At 68.1% G+C, this 18,428-nt stretch carries 15 protein-coding genes; 5 read left to right on the top strand and 10 right to left on the bottom strand.

Features of this window, described 5'->3' with window-relative positions:
- Positions 1-90: 90 nt before the first annotated feature.
- The 4 genes from AC5P6E_RS03960 to baeS all read right to left on the bottom strand — a co-directional run bounded on the left by AC5P6E_RS03960 (position 91) and on the right by baeS (position 3,846).
- The gene (locus AC5P6E_RS03960) at positions 91-621 is read right to left on the bottom strand and encodes a gamma carbonic anhydrase family protein (RefSeq protein ID WP_019337016.1); all 531 of its coding nucleotides are present in this window, start codon (positions 619-621) and stop codon (positions 91-93) included.
- A 164-nt stretch (positions 622-785) separates the two neighbouring features.
- Positions 786-1,607, bottom strand: coding sequence for a nucleotidyltransferase domain-containing protein (locus tag AC5P6E_RS03955; protein ID WP_010482192.1), 822 nt, complete (start codon positions 1,605-1,607; stop codon positions 786-788).
- A 149-nt stretch (positions 1,608-1,756) separates the two neighbouring features.
- Entirely contained in the window at positions 1,757-2,446 is a 690-nt protein-coding gene (locus AC5P6E_RS03950) for a response regulator (protein WP_019337017.1), read from the bottom strand.
- A complete protein-coding gene (gene baeS, locus AC5P6E_RS03945) occupies positions 2,443-3,846 on the bottom strand; it encodes a sensor histidine kinase efflux regulator BaeS (protein WP_019337018.1) in 1,404 nt (467 codons plus the stop codon). Before baeS ends, AC5P6E_RS03950 begins: the two co-directional genes overlap by 4 nt.
- Positions 3,847-3,963: 117 nt before the next feature.
- On the opposite strand from baeS, the gene smeA reads away from it, so the two are divergent.
- Genes smeA through smeC form a run of 3 tightly spaced genes read left to right on the top strand, consistent with a single transcriptional unit; the run spans position 3,964 to position 9,734 of the window.
- Entirely contained in the window at positions 3,964-5,160 is a 1,197-nt protein-coding gene (gene smeA / locus AC5P6E_RS03940; RefSeq protein WP_329834341.1) for a multidrug efflux RND transporter periplasmic adaptor subunit SmeA, read from the top strand.
- A 12-nt stretch (positions 5,161-5,172) separates the two neighbouring features.
- Complete coding sequence (gene smeB / locus AC5P6E_RS03935; RefSeq protein ID WP_329834343.1) at positions 5,173-8,322, top strand: multidrug efflux RND transporter permease subunit SmeB; 3,150 nt, start codon at positions 5,173-5,175, stop codon at positions 8,320-8,322.
- Positions 8,319-9,734: a multidrug efflux transporter outer membrane subunit SmeC gene (smeC, locus tag AC5P6E_RS03930; protein WP_329834345.1), complete on the top strand. Its 1,416-nt coding sequence runs from the start codon at positions 8,319-8,321 to the stop codon at positions 9,732-9,734. Before smeB ends, smeC begins: the two co-directional genes overlap by 4 nt.
- Positions 9,735-9,884: 150 nt before the next feature.
- Here the strand turns inward: smeC and mnmG are convergent, their stop codons facing one another.
- The gene (gene mnmG / locus AC5P6E_RS03925) at positions 9,885-11,774 is read right to left on the bottom strand and encodes a tRNA uridine-5-carboxymethylaminomethyl(34) synthesis enzyme MnmG (protein ID WP_241885637.1); all 1,890 of its coding nucleotides are present in this window, start codon (positions 11,772-11,774) and stop codon (positions 9,885-9,887) included.
- Positions 11,775-12,321: 547 nt separating this feature from the next.
- Positions 12,322-12,807, bottom strand: coding sequence for a hypothetical protein (locus AC5P6E_RS03920; RefSeq protein ID WP_019337023.1), 486 nt, complete (start codon positions 12,805-12,807; stop codon positions 12,322-12,324).
- 159 nt (positions 12,808-12,966) lie between these two features.
- Between AC5P6E_RS03920 and AC5P6E_RS03915 the strand changes: the two genes are divergently transcribed.
- Together AC5P6E_RS03915 and AC5P6E_RS03910 are read left to right on the top strand one after the other, a co-directional pair.
- Positions 12,967-13,929 carry a pyridoxal-phosphate dependent enzyme gene (locus AC5P6E_RS03915; protein ID WP_329834348.1) on the top strand — a complete coding sequence of 321 codons (963 nt, stop codon included), beginning with the start codon at positions 12,967-12,969 and terminating at the stop codon, positions 13,927-13,929.
- Positions 13,914-14,558, top strand: a complete 645-nt coding sequence (locus AC5P6E_RS03910) for a YdcF family protein (RefSeq protein WP_029379804.1) — start codon at positions 13,914-13,916, stop codon at positions 14,556-14,558. Before AC5P6E_RS03915 ends, AC5P6E_RS03910 begins: the two co-directional genes overlap by 16 nt.
- A gap of 113 nt (positions 14,559-14,671) precedes the next feature.
- Here the strand turns inward: AC5P6E_RS03910 and bioC are convergent, their stop codons facing one another.
- Genes bioC through bioF form a run of 4 tightly spaced genes read right to left on the bottom strand, consistent with a single transcriptional unit; the run spans position 14,672 to position 18,398 of the window.
- The gene (gene bioC / locus AC5P6E_RS03905) at positions 14,672-15,556 is read right to left on the bottom strand and encodes a malonyl-ACP O-methyltransferase BioC (protein ID WP_010482174.1); all 885 of its coding nucleotides are present in this window, start codon (positions 15,554-15,556) and stop codon (positions 14,672-14,674) included.
- A 12-nt stretch (positions 15,557-15,568) separates the two neighbouring features.
- Positions 15,569-16,348 carry an SDR family oxidoreductase gene (locus AC5P6E_RS03900; protein ID WP_049480070.1) on the bottom strand — a complete coding sequence of 260 codons (780 nt, stop codon included), beginning with the start codon at positions 16,346-16,348 and terminating at the stop codon, positions 15,569-15,571.
- Positions 16,349-16,377: 29 nt separating this feature from the next.
- Positions 16,378-17,157 (bottom strand): pimeloyl-ACP methyl ester esterase BioH, encoded by a 780-nt coding sequence (gene bioH / locus AC5P6E_RS03895; protein ID WP_191863824.1) that lies wholly within the window; start codon positions 17,155-17,157, stop codon positions 16,378-16,380.
- Between the two features lie 17 nt (positions 17,158-17,174).
- Positions 17,175-18,398, bottom strand: a complete 1,224-nt coding sequence (gene bioF / locus AC5P6E_RS03890) for an 8-amino-7-oxononanoate synthase (protein WP_049480069.1) — start codon at positions 18,396-18,398, stop codon at positions 17,175-17,177.
- Positions 18,399-18,428: the final 30 nt, after the last annotated feature.

The raw sequence follows: 18,428 nt of genomic DNA, 5'->3' as shown, positions 1-18,428 counted from the left end.
CCTCTCCGGCAGGCAGCCACAGGCATGGGGGTCTCGACAGGTCCTGGTCGGGCCCAGACTTTAGCAGAGCCGCGTGGCGGCGTTGGCTGCTCAGCCCCGGTATTCGTCCTTCAACCGCACGTAGTGGTCGGCCGAATAGTGCAGCGACTCGATCTCCTTGTCGCTCAGCGTGCGCGCCGGCCGGGCCGGGTTGCCGACCCACAGCTCGCCTTCGCCCACCACCTTGCCCGGGCCGACCACCGCACCGGCGCCGACGAAGCCATGGCGCTCCACGCGGGCGCCGTCGAGGATGCAGGCGCCCATGCCGATCAGGCTGTAATCGCCGATCGTGCAGGCGTGGATGATGCAGCCGTGGCCGACGGTCACGCCTTGGCCGATCAGGGTCGGGTAGCCGGCCTTGTTGTACGGGCTGTGGTGGCTGACATGGATGATGGTGCCGTCCTGCACGTTGGTGCGCGCACCGATGCGCACGTAGTTGACATCGCCGCGGATGACCGTGCCCGGCCACACCGACACGTCGTCGGCCAGCTCCACGTCACCGATGACGGTGCAGGCCGGGTCGATGTACACGCGCTCGCCGAGGACGGGCATCTTGTCGCGGAAGGGGCGCAGCGGGTTCATCGAAGTCTCCGGAAATCAGGGCGTTCGCGACGATGATACGCGTGCGAACGCTGGGGGAGGTACCGCCCTGGGGCCGCGCGGATACACAGTAGATCCACGCCATGCGTGGATGGTGATCTCGGTGCCGACCAAGGTCGGCAGCTACCAGAAACGGGTGCAACCGCTCAGGACGGCGCGTGCTCGGCCAGCATCTGCCGGAACAGCGCGTCCAGCCAGGCGCTGTCGCCCTGGCCAGCAGGCAGCCGTGGGGCCTGCCCGGCGCGGGCGGCTAGTTCACGATCGATGAAATCGCTGATCGCCGCGATGCGTGGTCCGGCACTGAACTCGGCACTGGCGCGTTTCACGGCCAGCAGGGCATCGATGGCTTCACGCACCGGGCCAAGCGGCAGCAGCCGGTCCAGCAGATCCTCGAAGGCCATCGGCGGGGGTGTCTGTTCGTGTTCGATCCACTGGCAGGCCAGCAGTGGGCGCAGCACGTACAGGTATTTCTTCGTGCGTACCGTTTCGCCACGCAGGTAACCGCGATGGTTCGAGCGCGCCATGTTGAAGTAGTGCCACCACGTTCCCAGTGGTGAATAGAACGACTCAGCTGCCTTCCACAGCTGCGACATCGCAGCGTGATCCTGCTGGTAGATGATCGGCGAACGCAGCCATTCGATCAGTGTCGGATTGGATTTTGAGACCAGCCGCAGTGCCTTGCGCAGGTCCCAGCCGCTGACATCGAGCTCATCGTCGATCGGCAGTTCGATCACATCGCGCTGCGCTTCGCCGGGACCGGTGCTCTCGTTGACGCTGAGATACCACGGCTGGCGATGCACGTAGATGAAGCGCGCGTCGTAGTCACTGTCCGGCGAGGAAAAGCCCCAGCCGCGGCTGCCCGACTCGCAGGCCAGCAGCACGCGTACGTCGTAGCGTTGTTCGATGTCGGCCAGGGTCGAAAGGATGGCGGCGCGCTTGTCCGGCGCGATCGGGTGGATGTCGTCCATGCAGTCGTGATTCGTTGATGTCGAGCGTTCTCGACTGTAGCGCAGGTCTGCATCGCTGCGCTCGCCGGGCATGGCCCGGCGCTACCAGGGGGTGACGTTCGTCGACGAGGCATGACGGGGTAGCGCCGGGCCAAGCCCGGCGAACGCGATCACGGCTCGTAGCTGTAGCCCATGCCGTACACCGAACGGATTGGCTCGCCTTCCATGCCGGCGTCGGCCAGCTTGCGGCGCAGGTTGCGCACATGGCTGTCGACAGTGCGGTCGACCACCACGCGATGGTCCAGGTACAGCCGGTCGAGCAGTTCATCGCGCGCCCAGATCCGGCCTGGCGTGGCCAGCAGCGTGCGCAGCAGGCGGTATTCCACCGGCGTCAGGTCCAGGCCCTTGCCGTTCCAGGTGGCGCGTGCGGCCGGCTCGTCGATGTGCAGGCCGCCGTTGGCGCGCGCACCGGGGTCTGGGCGGTAGCGGCGCAGCACCGCCATTACCCGAGCGACCACTTCGCGCGGACTGAACGGCTTGCAGATGTAGTCGTCGGCACCGATCTCCAGGCCCAGCAGGCGGTCGATCTCTTCCACCCGTGCGGTGACCATGATGACCGGCACATCGCTGCTGGCGCGCAGTTCGCGGCACAGGTCCACGCCGTCGCGCTGCGGCAGCATCAGGTCCAGCAGCACCAGATCGGGCTGGTAGCGCGCGAACGCGTCGATCACCTGGCCACCGTCGTCCACCCACTCGCTGGCCATGCCGGCAGCGGCCAGGTAGTCGCGCAGTACCGAGGCCAGGCGTGGCTCGTCCTCGACGATCAGGATCTTCGCGGACGTGGCGGGCGACGTGCTCATGCAGGCTCCGGCAGGGTGATGACCACGCGCAGCCCGCCCAGTGGCGAAGGCTCGGCGTGGATGACGCCGTGGTGGGCGAGGATGATGTTGTGGCTGATGGCCAGGCCCAGCCCGCTGCCACCACTGGCACGATTGCGCGAACTCTCCACGCGGTAGAAGCGTTCGAACAACAGCGCGCACTTGTCGGCCGGCACGCCCGGCGCGGTGTCTTCCACGATCAGCTGCACGCCGGCAGGCACGTGCGCTGCCTGCACGAGTACGCGGCCACCGGCGTGGGTGTAGCGCAGTGCATTCTCCAGCAGGTTGGCCAGCACCTGCTGCAGGCGCCGTTCGTCACCGGACACCTGCAACGGCATGGCGGGCAGATCTTCCTCCAGCGCCAGGCCTGCATTGGCGAAGCGCACGCGCATGCCGTTGAGTTCGCTGCGCAGCAGTGCCGCCAAGTCCAGTGGCGCGAAGCGGTACGCCAGGCCGCCAGACTGGGTCATCGACAAGTCGTGCAGGTCGTCGATCAGCTTGCCCAGCTGGCGGATCTCGCCCTGCAGGCCCACCAGGTTGGCGCGGTCCAGCGGACGGATGCCATCTTCGATCGCCTCCAGCTCGGCGCGCACCACCGCCAATGGCGTGCGCAGCTCATGCGAGATGTCGGCGATGAAGGCGCGGCGGTTGCGCTCGGTATCGTCCAGCGCCTGCGCCATCCGGTTGAAGTCGTTGACCAGTGCGTCCAGCTCATCGTCGCTGGTGCGCTCGATGCGGGTGGCGTAGTCACCGGCCGCCAGCCGGTGCGTGGCCGCGGCCAGCTTGGCCAGGCGCTGGCGCAGCGCCCGCGATACCAGCCAGGCCAGCAGTACCGTCACCAGCAGTAGGGCGATGCCGATCACCCACCAGGCGCGCACCTGGGTGTTGTAGAAATTCAGGTCGTTGGTGGCGATGACGGTCTGGAACGGCACCATGCCCAGCCAACCTACGGTCTGCCCGTCCACCTGCACCGCATGCGGCTCGTCATCGCTGGTGGCGTCGGGGTTGCCGGCCACGAAGTGGTGCTGCGCATCGAACAGGCCCAGACGCGACGGCACGCCGGTCTGGTCGGACAGCGGCGGCACCGGCCCTTCGTGCCCATGGGCCAGATCCGGGCGCAGCAACCGCGCCCAGCGGTCGCCATCACCATGCAGATGTCCCCAGCCACCGTGCTCGCGGTACTCACGCTGCAGGTGGGGCATCAGCCGCTGCATGCGCAGGTCGCCCTGGTCGTTGAGGTAGTCCAGGAATCCGGTCTGGAAGGCCACGCGGCTGGCAATACCGTTCACTGCCAGCACCAGCAGGCAGGCGGTGAAGATCGCGAGGAAGGTCTTCGCGGTCAGGCCGAATTTGAGTCGAATCTTCGCCATCGCGGAGGCCATTAGCGGCGCATGCGGCGCCGAAAGCAAGCGCCAGCTGAGCCGGTCGCACAATCTCCATATTCTCTGCACAGTTCCACGGCAGCGTGCACGGGTCAACGCAAGGCCCCCACGCCCCCCATGTCACTCCTGCGCCCGCTGTCCCGTTCCCCGCGTCCCCTGCTGCTGCCCCTGCTGTTGGCCCTGGCGGCCTGTTCGGCGGGCAGGACTGAAGCACCGGCCATGCCCGAAGTGGGCGTCATCACGGCCAGCGCGCAGCCGCTGGCACTACAGCAGACGCTGCCCGGCCGCGCCGTGCCGTTCGAGATCTCCGAGGTGCGGCCGCAGATCGGCGGCCTGATCCGCCAGCGGTTGTTCACCGAAGGCCAGCAGGTCAAGGCGGGGCAGCTGCTGTACCAGGTCGATCCGGCGCCATACCAGGCGGCCTTCGATACCGCCCGCGGGCAGCTGGCGCAGGCCGAGGCCACCGTGTTGTCGGCACAGCCGAAGGCCGAGCGCACCCGCGCGCTGGTGAGCATGGATGCGGCCAGCAAGCAGGATGCCGACGACGCCACCTCGGCGCTGAAGCAGGCGCAGGCCAACGTGATTGCCGCGCGCGCTGCATTGCAGGCCGCCCGCATCAACCTCGACTACACCCGGGTGACCGCGCCCATCGACGGTCGCATCGGCACCTCCAGCGTGACCGCTGGTGCGCTGGTCGCGGCCGGGCAGGACGCCGCGCTGACCACCATCCAGCGGCTGGACCCGGTGTACCTGGATGTCACCCAGTCCAGCACGCAGATGCTGGCACTGCGCAAGCAGCTCGATGCCGGCCTGGTGAAGGCCATCGATGGCAAGGCACAGGTGAAGGTGCTGTTGGAGGACGGCAGCACCTATGCGCACGAAGGCACGCTGGAGTTCGTCGGCAGCGCGGTCGATCCGGGTACCGGCAATGTGGTGCTGCGTGCGGTCATCCCGAACCCGGACGGCCTGTTGCTACCCGGCATGTACCTGAAGGCGGTGCTGCCGATGGCTACCGACGCGCGCGCGCTGCTGGTGCCGCAGAAGGCGGTGACGCGCAACGAACGCGGCGAGCCGCTGCTGCGCCTGCTCGACGCCAAGGATCATGTGGTCGAGCGCCGGGTCCGCACCGGCCAGGTGGTCGGCAACCAGTGGCAGATCACCGATGGTCTCAAGACCGGCGAACGGGTGATCGTCAGCAACGGCAGTGCGGTATCACTGGGCCAGCAGGTGAAGGCGGTGGCGGCCACCACGGCGCAGCTGGCGGCGATGCCGGCGATCGACCCGAACGGCAACACCGACGAAAAGTCGCACTGAGGCCTGCCGCGCATGGTTCGTTTCTTCATCGACCGGCCGATCTTCGCCTGGGTGATCGCCATTGCGGTCAGCCTGCTCGGCCTGCTTGCGATCCTGATCCTGCCGGTGGACCGCTACCCGCAGATCGCCCCGCCCACCATCACCATCCGTGCCACCTACACCGGTGCCTCGTCGCAGACCGTGGAAAATGCGGTCACCCAGGTCATCGAGCAGTCGCAGCAGAGCCTCGATCACCTGATGTACATGACCTCGACCAGTGCCTCCGACGGCTCGGCGCAGGTCAACCTGGTGTTCGCCACCGGCACCAATCCGGACACCGCGCAGGTGCAGGTGCAGAACCAGCTGCAGGCGGCCATGGCCACGCTGCCGCAGGCGGTGCAGCAGAACGGCCTGACCATCACCAAGTCCAGTGGTTCGATCTTCGAGGTGCTGTCGTTCACCAGCGAAGACGGCAGCATGGACAACTTCGATGTCGCCAACTTCATGGAAGCGCGCATCGATGACCAGATCAGCCGCGTCAGCGGTGTCGGCAACATCCAGCCGATCGGCCAGGAGTACGCCATGCGCATCTGGCTGGACCCGGAGAAGATACGCCAGTACGCGCTGATGCCGTCGGACATCGAGACCGCGCTGCAGGCACAGAACACCGACGTCTCGGCCGGTGAACTCGGCGGCCAGCCGGCGCTGAAGGGCCAGCAGCTTGACGCCACGGTGACCGCGCGCAGCCGCCTGCACACGCCCGAACAGTTCGCGCAGGTGGTGCTGAAGGCCGATGCCAACGGCAGCGTGGTGCATCTGGGTGACGTCGCGAAGATCGGGCTGGGCCCGGAGAGCTACGACAGCATCAGCACCTTCAACGGCAAGCCGTCTGCATCGCTGGGTATCGAACTCAATGCCGGTGCCAACGCCATCGCCGTGTCCAAGGCCATCGATGCACGGCTTCAGCAGCTGCAGAAGTACTGGCCGCATGGCTACACCGCCCACGTGGCGTTCACCACCACGCCGTTCGTGACCATCTCGCTGAAGGAAGTGGTGATCACCCTGATCGAGGCGATCATCCTGGTGGTGCTGGTGATGTACCTGTTCCTGCAGAACTGGCGCGCCACCCTGATCCCGACCATCGCAGTGCCGGTGGTGCTGCTGGGCACGTTCGGCGTTCTGGCCGCGTTCGGTTATTCGATCAACACGCTGACCATGTTCGCGCTGGTATTGGCCATCGGCCTGCTGGTGGACGATGCCATCGTGGTGGTGGAGAACGTGGAACGGGTGATGACCTTCGAAGGGCTGGCGCCGAAGCCGGCGACGCTGAAGGCGATGGGCCAGATCACCGGCGCGCTGGTCGGTATCGTGCTGGTGCTGACCGCAGTGTTCCTGCCGATGGCGTTCTTCAGCGGTGTCACCGGCGTGATCTACCGCCAGTTCTCGGTGACGATTGCGGCAGCGATGATCCTGTCGGTGCTGGTGGCGATGACCATCACCCCGGCGCTGTGCGGCAGCATCCTGCACCAGATTCCCAAGGGCGGCCATCCGCACGGCGACCACGGCGGCGAACCGAGCCTGCTGGGCAAGTTCTTCATCTGGTTCAACCACCGTTTCGAGCGCACCTCCAACGGCCTGCGTCGTCGGGTGGATGGCTTCCTCGGTCGGCGCACGCTCGGCGTAGTGTTCTACCTGGTGCTGAGCGTGGTCACCGGCCTGCTGCTGTGGCACCTGCCTGGCGCGTTCCTGCCCGACGAGGACCAGGGCATGCTCAACGCGCTGGTGAAGCTGCCGGCCGGCGCCACGCTGGAACAGACCCGTGCTGTGATGGATCGCCTCAGTGCCGCCGCAGTAAAAGACGACAGCGTGCTGTCGATCCAGGCCACCGCCGGCTTCAGCGTGACCGGCAGCGGCCAGAATGTCGGCCAGGCCTTCATTCGCCTGAAGGACTGGGATGACCGCAAGGATGATGCCGATACCATCGCCGTACGGTTGACCAAGGCCATGGCCAGCGTGCCCGATGCGCAGGTGTTCATCACCTCGCCGCCGGCCATCCTCGGCCTGGGCGATGCGGGCGGATTCACCCTGGAACTGCAGGACGAAGGCGGTGCCGGCCATGCCGCCGCCGTGGCTGCACGCAACACATTGCTGAAGGAAGCTGCCAAGGATCCGAAGCTGGTCAACGTGCGCTATGCCAGCCTGGAAGATGCACCGGTGTATGCGGTGAAGGTGGACGACGCGAAGGCGCAGGCGATGGGCGTGAATCCGCAGGACATCAATGACACCTTGAACGCGGCGCTGGGCGGCGACTTCGTCAACAACTTCATCTACAAGGGCCGCATCAAGAAGGTGTTCATCCAAGGCGCTGCCGAAGCACGAATGCAGCCGCAGGACATCGAGCGCTGGAGCGTGCGCAACCAGGCTGGGCAGATGGTGCCGCTGTCATCGCTGGTCAGCGCGCACTGGTCCAGCGCACCGGCCGCGCTGCAGCGCTACAACGGCATCTCGGCGATGGAGATCACCGGCCAGCCGGCGCCGGGCGTCAGCTCCGGCGAGGCGATGGCCGAGATCGCGCGCCTGGCCGATACGCTGCCGGAAGGCTTCAGCCACGCGTGGTCGGACATGGCCTACCAGGAACAGCTGTCGGGCAACCAGGCGCCGATGCTGTACGCCATCTCGCTGCTGTTCGTGTTCCTGTGCCTGGCCGCGCTTTATGAAAGCTGGGCGGTGCCGTTCGCGGTGATGCTGGCGGTGCCGGTAGGCGTGTTCGGTGCGGTGCTGATGATGAACCTGCGCGGCCTCAACAACGACGTGTACTTCCAGGTCGGCCTGTTGACCACGATTGGCCTGGCGGCCAAGAACGGCATCCTGATCGTCGAGTTCGCGCGCATCCTCGAACAGCAGGGCAAGAGCACCCGCGAGGCGATCCTGCAGGCGGTCTACCTGCGGCTGCGGCCGATCGTGATGACCTCGCTGGCCTTCCTGATGGGCGTGCTGCCGCTGGTGTTCGCCACCGGTGCCGGTTCAGCCGCGCGCCGATCGCTGGGTACCGGCGTGGCCGGCGGCACGGTCGCCTCGATGGTGCTGGGCATGTTCTTCGTGCCGTTGTTCTACCTGTTGGTTCGCCGCATGTTCCCGGGCCGCGCACCGACCGAAGCCACTGTCCCGGAGGCACGCCCATGAAGCCGATGCTGCTGCGCGCCCTGGCGGCCGCGACGATGACCACCGTGCTCGGTGGCTGCGTGGGCATGGCGCCGCATTACCAGCGGCCCGGGGCACCGGTGCCGGTGCAGTTCGGCAATGCGGCCACCGGCGAGGCTGATCCTGCGCTGGCGATGCCGGCATGGCGTGAGGTGTTCCTGGAACCACGCCTGCAGCAGGTGATCGCGCTGGCGCTGCAGAACAACCGCGACCTGCGCGTGGCCGTGCTGCAGGTGGAGAAGGAGCGGGCGCAGTACCGCATCCAGCGTGCGGCGCTGCTGCCGTCGGTGAATACCAGCGGCAGCGTCACCCGTTCGCGGGTCAGTGACGCCAACAGTGAGACCGGGGCCACCCAGGTAACCGAGTCCGACGCGCTGCAGGTCGGCATCAGCAGCTGGGAGCTGGACCTGATCGGGCGCATCCGCAGCCTGAAGAGCGAAGCCCTGCAGAACTGGCTGGCCAGTGCCGAGAACCAGCGTGCGGCGCGCACCAGTCTGGTCGCCGAAGTGGCGACGGCGTGGCTGGCGCTGGCCGCCGATGGGCAGTCGCTGGCATTCACGCAACAGACCCTGGACAGCCAGCAGCAGACCCTGCAGCGCACCGAGGCCCGCCATGCGCAGGGGCTGGCCTCGGGGCTGGACCTGTCGCAGGTGCAGACCAGCGTGGAAGCCGCGCGCGGCGTGCTTGCCAAGCTGCAGACGCAGCAGGCGCAGGATCGCGATGCATTGCAGCTGTTGGTGGGGGCGCCGCTGGATCCGGCCCTGCTGCCGACCGCGCAGGCGCTGGAGGGCAGCGTGGCACTGGCGCCGTTGCCGGCCGACCTGCCCTCAAGCGTGCTGCTGCAGCGCCCGGACGTGTTGTCCGCCGAACACGCGCTGCAGGCGGCCAATGCCGATATAGGCGCCGCGCGCGCCGCGTTCTTCCCGACGCTGACATTGACTGCCAACTACGGCCACAGCTCCACCGCGTTGTCGACGCTGTTCTCGGCTGGTACCCGTGGCTGGTCGTTCGCGCCCAGTATCACCGCTCCGATCTTCCATGCCGGCGCACTGAAGGCGTCGCTGGATGCCTCGAAGATCGGCAAGGACATCGGCATCGCGCAATACGAGAAGGCGATCCAGCAGGCCTTTAGCGAGGTGGCCGATGCGCTGGTCACGCGTGACCACCTGACCGCACAGATGGACGCGCAGCGCGCGCTGGTGGCCGCCAGCCAGCGCAGCTACACGCTGGCCGATGCGCGTTACCGCACCGGGCTGGACGGCTACCTGCAGTCGCTGGACGCACAGCGCAACCTGTATGCCGCGCAGCAGGACCTGATCGCGTTGCAGCAGCAGGAAGCGGGCAACCGGGTGACCTTGTTCAAGGTGCTGGGCGGCGGCGCGGACGCGCAGTAACGCGAACTGCTCTGGTAGGTGCCGACCTTGGTCGGCACGGATCATCAGATCGCGACACTCCATGCTTCCGTGCCGACCAAGGTCGGCACCCACCAAGGCAGACTCATGTGCCGACCAAGGTCGGCACCCACCAGAGGCAGGTGCGACCGCTTACGCCACGCGGCCGCGGCGTGCGCGTTCCAGATGCACCAGCAGCAGCGAGATCGCCGCCGGCGTCATGCCGGGAATCCGCTGTGCCTGGCCGATGGTCTGCGGGCGTACGCGCTCCAGCTTCTGCAGTGCTTCGGCCGACAGCCCGCGCACCGTCGCGTAATCGAAGGCTTCAGCGATCGGCGTGGCTTCGTGCCGCTGCTGGCGCTCGATTTCCTCGCGCTGGCGATCCAGATAGCCGGCGTACTTCACGCCGATCTCCACCTGCTCGGCCACTTTGGCGTCGGCTACCGCCGGGCCCAGCGACGGCACCTGCATCAGCTGCGCGTAGTCCAGCTCCGGGCGCTTGATCAGGTCCAGCACGTTGGTTTCGCGGCTGACCGCCACGCCCAGCGTGTCCTGCACTTCGCGGCCCAGCGCATTGGCCGGGGTTGCCCACAGTGCACCCAGGCGTGCGCGCTCGGCGGCGACGGCGGCCTGCTTGGTCTCGAACGCGTTCCAGCGGCGGTCATCCACCAGGCCCATCTCGCGGCCGGCCGGGGTCAGGCGCTGGTCGGCGTTGTCTTCGCGCAGTTGCAGGCGGTACTCGGCGCGGCTGGTGAACATGCGGTACGGCTCGTTGGTGCCGTGGGTGATCAGGTCATCCACCAGCACGCCCAGGTACGCCTCGTCGCGACGCGGGCACCAACCGTCCAGCCCGCGCACCTGGCGTGCAGCGTTGAGGCCGGCCAGCAGGCCCTGCGCGGCGGCTTCTTCATAGCCGGTGGTGCCGTTGATCTGGCCGGCGAAGAACAGGCCGTTGACCAGCTTGGTTTCCAGCGAGGCCTTCAGCCCGCGCGGATCGAAGAAGTCGTATTCGATGGCATAACCGGGGCGGGTGATGTGCGCGTTGGCGAAACCGCGGATGCTGCGCACCATCTCCAGCTGCACGTCGAACGGCAGCGAGGTGGAAATACCGTTGGGATAGATCTCGACGATGCCCAGGCCTTCCGGCTCGACGAAGATCTGGTGGCTGGCCTTCTCGGCGAAGCGCACCACCTTGTCCTCGATGGACGGGCAGTAGCGCGGGCCGATGCCTTCGATCTGGCCGCTGTACAGCGGCGAGCGGTGCAGCGCGTCGCGGATGATCTGGTGGGTCTGTTCGGTGGTGTGGGTGATCCAGCAGCTGACCTGCTGCGGATGCTCGTCCACCGAGCCGAGGAAGGACATCACCGGGCGCGGCGTGTCGCCCGGCTGCTCGTCCATCACGCTGTAGTCCAGCGAGCGGCCATCGATGCGCGGCGGCGTGCCGGTCTTCAGGCGGTCGACCTGAAACGGGCGCTCGCGCAGGCGCGCGGCCAGCGTGGTGGCCGGCGGGTCGCCCATGCGGCCGGCGGCATACTGGGTCGGGCCGACATGGATCTTGCCGGCCAGGAAGGTGCCGGCGGTCAGCACCACGGCCTCGGCGTCGAAGCGCAGGCCGGTCTGGGTGATGACCCCACGCACGGCATCGCCTTCGATGACCAGGTCATCGACCGCGGCCTGGAACACCGTCAGGTTGTCTTGGCCTTCGACGATGGCGCGGATCGCCATGCGGTACAGGTTGCGATCGGCCTGGCAGCGGGTGGCACGCACGGCCGGCCCCTTCGATGCGTTGAGCGTGCGCCATTGGATGCCGGCGCGGTCGGCGGCATGCGCCATCGCACCGCCCAGGGCGTCGATCTCCTTGACCAGGTGGCCCTTGCCGATGCCGCCGATGGCCGGGTTGCAGCTCATCGCGCCCACCGTTTCGATGTTGTGGGTCAGCAACAGGGTGCGCACGCCGGTGCGGGCCGCGGCCAGCGCGGCTTCGGTGCCGGCGTGGCCACCGCCGATGACGATGACGTCGTAACGATGGAAGGACGGGTTCATGGGGGCTGTTCAGCTTGGGGCAGGCGCGGCCGGGGGCGCCGCCGGGGTGGCGATTTTAGCGCCATTCGGGGTCCGGACGCCGGCGCCGGCCAGTTGGCGGCGAAATCAGCCCTAAAGTTGGCAGGATTTTTGCAGATAACCCAATAGCACCCACCGTGGCTGGCGCCGTAGGCGCCCGTGACCGGAATTGGAACAGGGGCCGGTACAGGCGCACGGTGGGGGAGCAGAGGGCCGGCAGTCGGGGGACTGTCCGGCCCTGTTTTTTTGGGCTGTCGGGAAGGCGCCATCCACGCATGGCGTGGATCTACTGAAGCTGGGGCCTTCGCCGGTCGGCGACCCGACAAAACAGACGGCCCCGCATTGCGGGGCCGTCTGCCTTCAGAGGTGCCGACATCCGACAGGGCCGGAACAGGGGGGATCCAGATGTTCCTGTCGGATATCGACGTAGAGCTTTTTGCGGCGGCCCGTGTCGTTTTTGTCACTTTGTGACGCGGGCCGTCACTGTCCGCGTAGATTGCGGCTTAGACCGTGTGAAATGCAAGACGGTTCAGCGCTCAACTGTGCGCTGCGTCGCACGATCCATGTTGCGCCAGGGGGAACCGTTCATCCTCGGCGCACTCGGTGCCGGTGCCGGACGGGCCTGCGGCGGGGGCGCCGACGGCTGCGCGTTCGACTGCGGCGGGCGGCGCATGGAGTCCATGTTCCGCCACGGCGAACCACCGTTGTACGACGGTCGCGACGGCGGCGGCGGACGGTGCTCGCCACCATTGCCCGGGCGCGGCGGCGGGCGATGGTTGTGCGGCGGGCGGTAGATCGGGCGCGAGTAATACGGATTGCCGTAGCCGCCGTAGTAGCCGCCATAGCCACCGTAGTAGGGGCCGTAGTTGTAGGGATAGCCGGCCGGGTAGCGGTACTCCACCGACGGCGCACCGTGGTAGTAGCTGCCGCTGCGGCCGCCGCCGACATAGTCGTAGGTGGTGCAGCCGGTCAGGGCCAGCAGCAGGCCACCGGCAAGCATCAGGCGCATTTTCATGGTGGGTCCCCCCAGAGGACGGGTGTGCAGTCAGCTTCGGGCGCCAGCGTTGAATCGGCCCTTAATTCCGCCGGCCAGGATGAATGGAGGCGTAGGGCTGCATGCTGGCATGACCTGTGTCCCGGTCGCCAGCGCGAAGCCATACGTTAATCTTGCGTCATGAGCGATTCACTGTTGCCCCGCGCCGATGACGTCCTGCTTGCTGCGGCGAGGATCGCCCCGCACGCCAGCGTGACGCCGGTGCTGCGGTCGCGCACGCTCGATGCGCTGGCCGGCGCACAGCTGGCGTTCAAGGCCGAGCACCTGCAGCGCGGTGGCGCATTCAAGTTCCGTGGTGCCTGCAATGCGGTGTGGTCGCTTGATGCTGATCGTGCCATCGCTGGCGTGGTGACCCATTCCTCCGGCAACCACGGTGCCGCGCTGGCCCTGGCCGCACGCACCCGGGGCATCCCCTGCCATGTGGTGGTGCCGGAAGGGGCGGTGGCCGCCAAGCTGGCGAACATCGCCCGCCACGGCGCCACGCTCTGGCGCTGTCCGCCGACCATCGCCGACCGCGAGGCCACCTGTGCCAGGGTGCAGGCCGATACCGGCGCGACCCTGGTGCATCCCTATACGGACCCGGCGGTGATGGCCGGGCAGGGCACTGCGGCCCTGGAACTGCTGCACAGCGACGGCCCGTTCGATGTGCTGGTGGTGCCGGTGGGCGGCGGTGGCCTGGCCAGCGGTACTGCGCTGGCGCTGCAGCACACCAGCCCGCAGACCCGCCTGGTGCTGGCCGAGCCAGCCGGAGCCGACGATACCGCGCGCTCGCTGGCCGCTGGCGAGCGGCAGGGCGCGTTCACCCCGGACACGATCTGCGATGGACTGCGTACCCTGATCGGCGCGCCGAATTTCGAACTGCTGCGCGCGGCCGGTGCCGAGGTGATCGTGGTCGATGACACTGCGACCATGGCCGCAATGCGCCTGCTGTGGGAGGTGCTCAAGCAGGTGGTCGAGCCATCCTCGGCCACCGTACTGGCCGCGGTGCTGGCACAGCCGCAACGTTTTGCCGGCCTGCGCGTGGGCCTGGTGCTGTCCGGCGGCAACGTCGACCTGCCCGCGTTGCGCTGGGGGGCGCCATGAGCCGCGACCGCCATCGGCCTCGCACCGGCCTGCTGGGCTGGCTGTGGCGGCTGTTTGTCCTGCTGGTGATCTGGCTGCTGGGTGTGACTGCCTGGATCGTCTGGGTCGGCGAGCGCGACCAGGCCGCCAAGGCCGATGCCATCATCGTGCTGGGTGCGGCCGCCTATGACGCCAAGCCATCGCCGGTGTTCGAAGAACGTATCCGGCATGGACTGGACCTGTACGAGGCCCGGTACGCGCCGCTGCTGATCTTTACCGGCGGCTATGGCGGCACCGGTGCGCGCTTCTCCGAATCGCAGGTGGCGCGCCGCTACGCGCTCAAGCATGGCGTGCCGGACGATGCGATCCTGATCGAGACCGCTTCGCGCAACACCGTGCAGAACCTGGTCGAAGCCAAGCGACTGATGGACCAGCGCGACCTGCACCGGGTGATCATCGTCAGCGACCCGCTGCACATGGCGCGCGCGCTGCGACTGAGCAAGGCACTGGGCATCGATGCGCTGGCCTCGTCCACGCCCAGCACGCGCTTCCGCAGCTTCCACACCAGCTGGCGCTTCCTGGTGCAGGAAATCTATTTCTTCCACCGTGACCTGGTGCGCCCGCCGCTGAGTTCGCCGGCCAACACCTGAGCGGCTGCCGCGCCGCTGCGCTCGCCGGGCATGGCCCGGCGCTACCATTGGTGCACCCGGCGCGGCCCCTATCGCGCGCCCGGTAGCGCCGGGCCATGCCCGGCGGCTTTCGATCAGGTCTGCTTGCGCCGGATCGGAATCGCCGACACCGGCACCGAGGCCACATCATGCCCGCCTTCGCGGATTGGTGCGCCGGGGTCCGGTGCCCAGGCATGGGCATAGATCACTTCCCAGCTGCTGGGCAGCTTGCCGTCGGCGCGCCGCATCGGTTCATACGCCGCTGCCGCCGCCGCGAAACGGCTACGCCCGGTCAGTGTGTGGCGGCGGTCCACCCGCGCGTTGGTCGCGCCCATCGCGCGCAGTTCGCGCATCAACGAGGGCAGGTCGTCGTAGGTCAGGGTGAACAGATCGCGGTCCAGCACCGGGTCGCGGAAGCCGGCCATCATCAGTGCGTCGCCGAACTGCGCGATCTGCGCGAAGCGGCTCACGTGCGGGCGGTCATCGGCGGCCGCGAAGGCTTCGTTGAGTTCGATCAGGGTTTCCGGGCCGAAGGTGGAACACAGCAGCAGGCCACCGGGCTTGAGCACGCGACGGAAGCCTGCGAACACCGCCGGCAGGTCGTCCACCCACTGCAGGCACAGGTTGCTGAAGATCACATCCACGCTGTTGTCCGCCAACGGCAATGCGGCGGCGTCGCCGCACAGGCGCTGGAACGGCTTCCACCAGCCGGCCTGGCGCTTGGCCTGGTCCAGCATCGGCAGCGCCACGTCCAGCGCGATCACCTGCGCCTTCGGCCAGCGCTTCTTCATCAACGCGCTGGCGTGGCCGGTGCCGGCACCGATGTCCAGCACCACCTCGGGCTTGCGTGCCTCCAGGTAGTCCAGCGATTCGATCAGCCGCGACTGCACCTCGCGCTGCAGGGCGGCGGCGGCGTCATAGCTGCTGGCGGCACGCGCGAACGCGCGGCGGACATGGCGGGCATCGAAGTGGGACGGCATTGCGGAAGTCTCTTAGAACGTACCGGGGTAGGCGCCGCCGTCGATCAGCAGGTTCTGTCCGGTGAGGTAACCGGCCTGTGCACTGCACAGGAAGGCGCAGGCGGCGCCGAATTCGTCAGGCGTGCCGAAGCGGCCGGCGGGAATCTGCTGGCGGCGGCGTTCGGCGACTTCGCCGGCATCGCCGTCCTTGCCCGCACTGTGGGCGAAGTTGGCGCGCAGGCGGTCGGTGTCGAACTGGCCGGGCAGCAGGTTGTTGATGGTGACGTTGTGGGCCACCGTGCGGCGCGCCAGGCCGGCGACGAAACCGGTCAGGCCACTGCGCGCGCCGTTGGACAACGCCAGGATGTCGATCGGGGCTTTCACCGCCGACGAGGTGATGTTGACGATGCGGCCGAAGCCGCGCTCGATCATCGCGTCGACGGTGGCGCGGATCAGCGCGATTGGCGCCAGCATGTTGGCGTCCAGCGCGGCAATCCAGTCGTCGCGTTCGAAATTGCGGAAATCACCGGGCGGCGGACCACCGGCATTGTTGACCAGGATGTCCACCTGCGGGCAGGCGGCCAGCGCCGCAGTGCGGCCGGCCTCGGTGGTGACGTCGGCGGCGACGGCGCGCACCTCACCGGCACCGGGCAGTGCACGCAGTTCGTCGGCGGCGACCTTCAGTGCAGCCTCGCCACGCGCCACGATCACCACGTTCACGCCCTCGCGTATGAGCGCACGCGCGCAGCCCAGGCCCAGCCCCTTGCTTGCGCCGCAGACCAGTGCCCAGCGGCCGTTGATACCCAGATCCATGCGTCAATCCTGCGGAATTCGGAGGGGGCTCATTGTCCGCCATCGGCCGGTGACAGGCCGGCAACGAAGTGTTGCAGGGCGGCAGCCACTTCGTCGGCATGGCCGAGGAAGGGCGCATGGCCGCCGTGGGCGATGGTCAGCGCCTGCGCACCCGGGGCCAGCGCCGCAGCGGCCTCCATGGCGACCGGTGACACCAGGCGGTCGCGCTGGCCGGCGATCCACAGGCTGGGCTTGCCCAGCGTCGGCAGTGCCCCGCGCAGGTCGGTGCTCTCCAGCAGGCGCAGGCCTTCCAGCAGGGCGCGTTCGGTGGGCGCACCGCGCTCGACCAGGCGCTGGCGCAGGGTGCGCAGTTCCTCGCGGGCATGCGCCGAGCCCATCACGTCCAGCGCGAGGAAGCGTTCCAGCGTGCCGCCGAAGTCGGTCGCCAGCTCACGCCCGAACTGCTCGAATACTGCCGGTTCGACCCCGTGCGGCCAATCCTCGCCACGCACGAAGCGCGGCGTGGCGGCGATCATCGCGAGGCCGCGGACCTTCGGCAGCGTGGCCGCCGCATGCAGTGCGAACAGGCCACCCAGCGACCAGCCGCACCACACCGCCGGCGGTGTGGCCGCGGCAATGGCACTGACCACGAACGGCAGGCGCAGCGGCGTGGTGTCGTCGCGGCTGTGGCCATGGCCGGGCAGGTCGACCAGGTGCAGGGTGAACTGGTCTGCCAGGCGCTGCACCAGCGGCGCGAATACACCGCCCTGCAGGGCCCAGCCGTGGATCAGTACCAGGTCCGGCCCACGGCCGGTGACGTCAATATGCATGGGCAACGACACGGAACTCAGGCAAAAGCGGGCAGCGGCGGTGGCGCGGCTTCACGCACGGCCAGGGTCACGCGATCGCGCGCGCTGGCGATGGCCTCCACCAGGCCACGCACCTGTTCCGGCGTATGCAGCGCGGACAGTGTCACGCGCAGGCGTGCCTTGCCTTCCGGCACCGTCGGCGGGCGGATTGCACCGACCAGCCAGCCGGCCTGTTCCAGCGCCGTGGACATCGCCACGGCGGTGCGGTCATCGCCGCACAGCAGCGGCTGGATCGGTGTTTCCGAAGCCATCAGGTCCAGGCCATGGCGACGCGCTTCAGTGCGGAACAGCGCGATCAGGTCGGTCAGCTTTGTGCGACGCCAGTGGTCGCGGCGCGCCAGGCGCACTGCTTCAAGCGCAGCAGCGGCCATCGCCGGTGGCACGGCGGTGGTGTAGATGTACGGGCGCGCGGTTTCGGCCAGATGCTCGATCAGGTCGTCGCGGCCCAGCACCAGCGCACCGGAACCGCCCAGTGCCTTGCCCAGTGTGACCAGCTGCAGCGGTACGTCGTCCACGCCCAGCCCGGCGGCGGCCACGGCACCACGGCCATCACCGACCACGCCGACACCGTGCGCATCATCCACATAGAACAGCGCCTGCTGCAGGCGTGCCACAAGCGACAATGCACGCAGCGGTGCGATGTCGCCATCCATGCTGAAGACACCATCGGTGGCCAGCATGGCCGCGCCATCGGGCGCGTGCTTGAGCTGACGCATTGCGCCTTCCGGATCCAGGTGCGGATAGCGGCGCAGACGTGCACCGGCCAACCGGGTCGCATCGAGCAGGCTGGCGTGGTTGAGCTTGTCTTGTACGCAGACATCGTTCTCTTCGCTCAGCAGTGCCTGCTGCACCGCCAGATTGGCGGCGAAGCCACTGCCGAACAGCAGCGCACGTGGATAGCCAAGCCACTCGGCCACCTCGCGTTCCAGCGCCTCATGCAAGGCATGATGGCCGCAGACCAGGTGCGAGGCACCGGCGCCAGCGCCTTCGCGTGCGGCGGCATCCTGAAGCGCGTTGACCACGCTGAACTGCTGGGCCAGGCCCAGGTAGTCGTTGCTGCAGAAGCCGGTCAGCCACTGGCCGTCCACTTCCAGGCGCACGCCATCACGACGGGTGACCGTGCGTCGCGGGCGGCGACGGCCTTGGGCATCGCGCAGAGCGCGCTGGGCGTGGAGGCGGGCGGTCAGGTCGGGGCGGGCCATGGTGGCTGAATGCGTCGACGGGGCGGCTAG

It is taken from the genome of Stenotrophomonas sp. YJH_SMC_16, from assembly GCF_059367875.1.
Note: the sequence above shows the minus strand (reverse complement) of the source record. Positions and strands in the feature narration are given on the sequence as shown.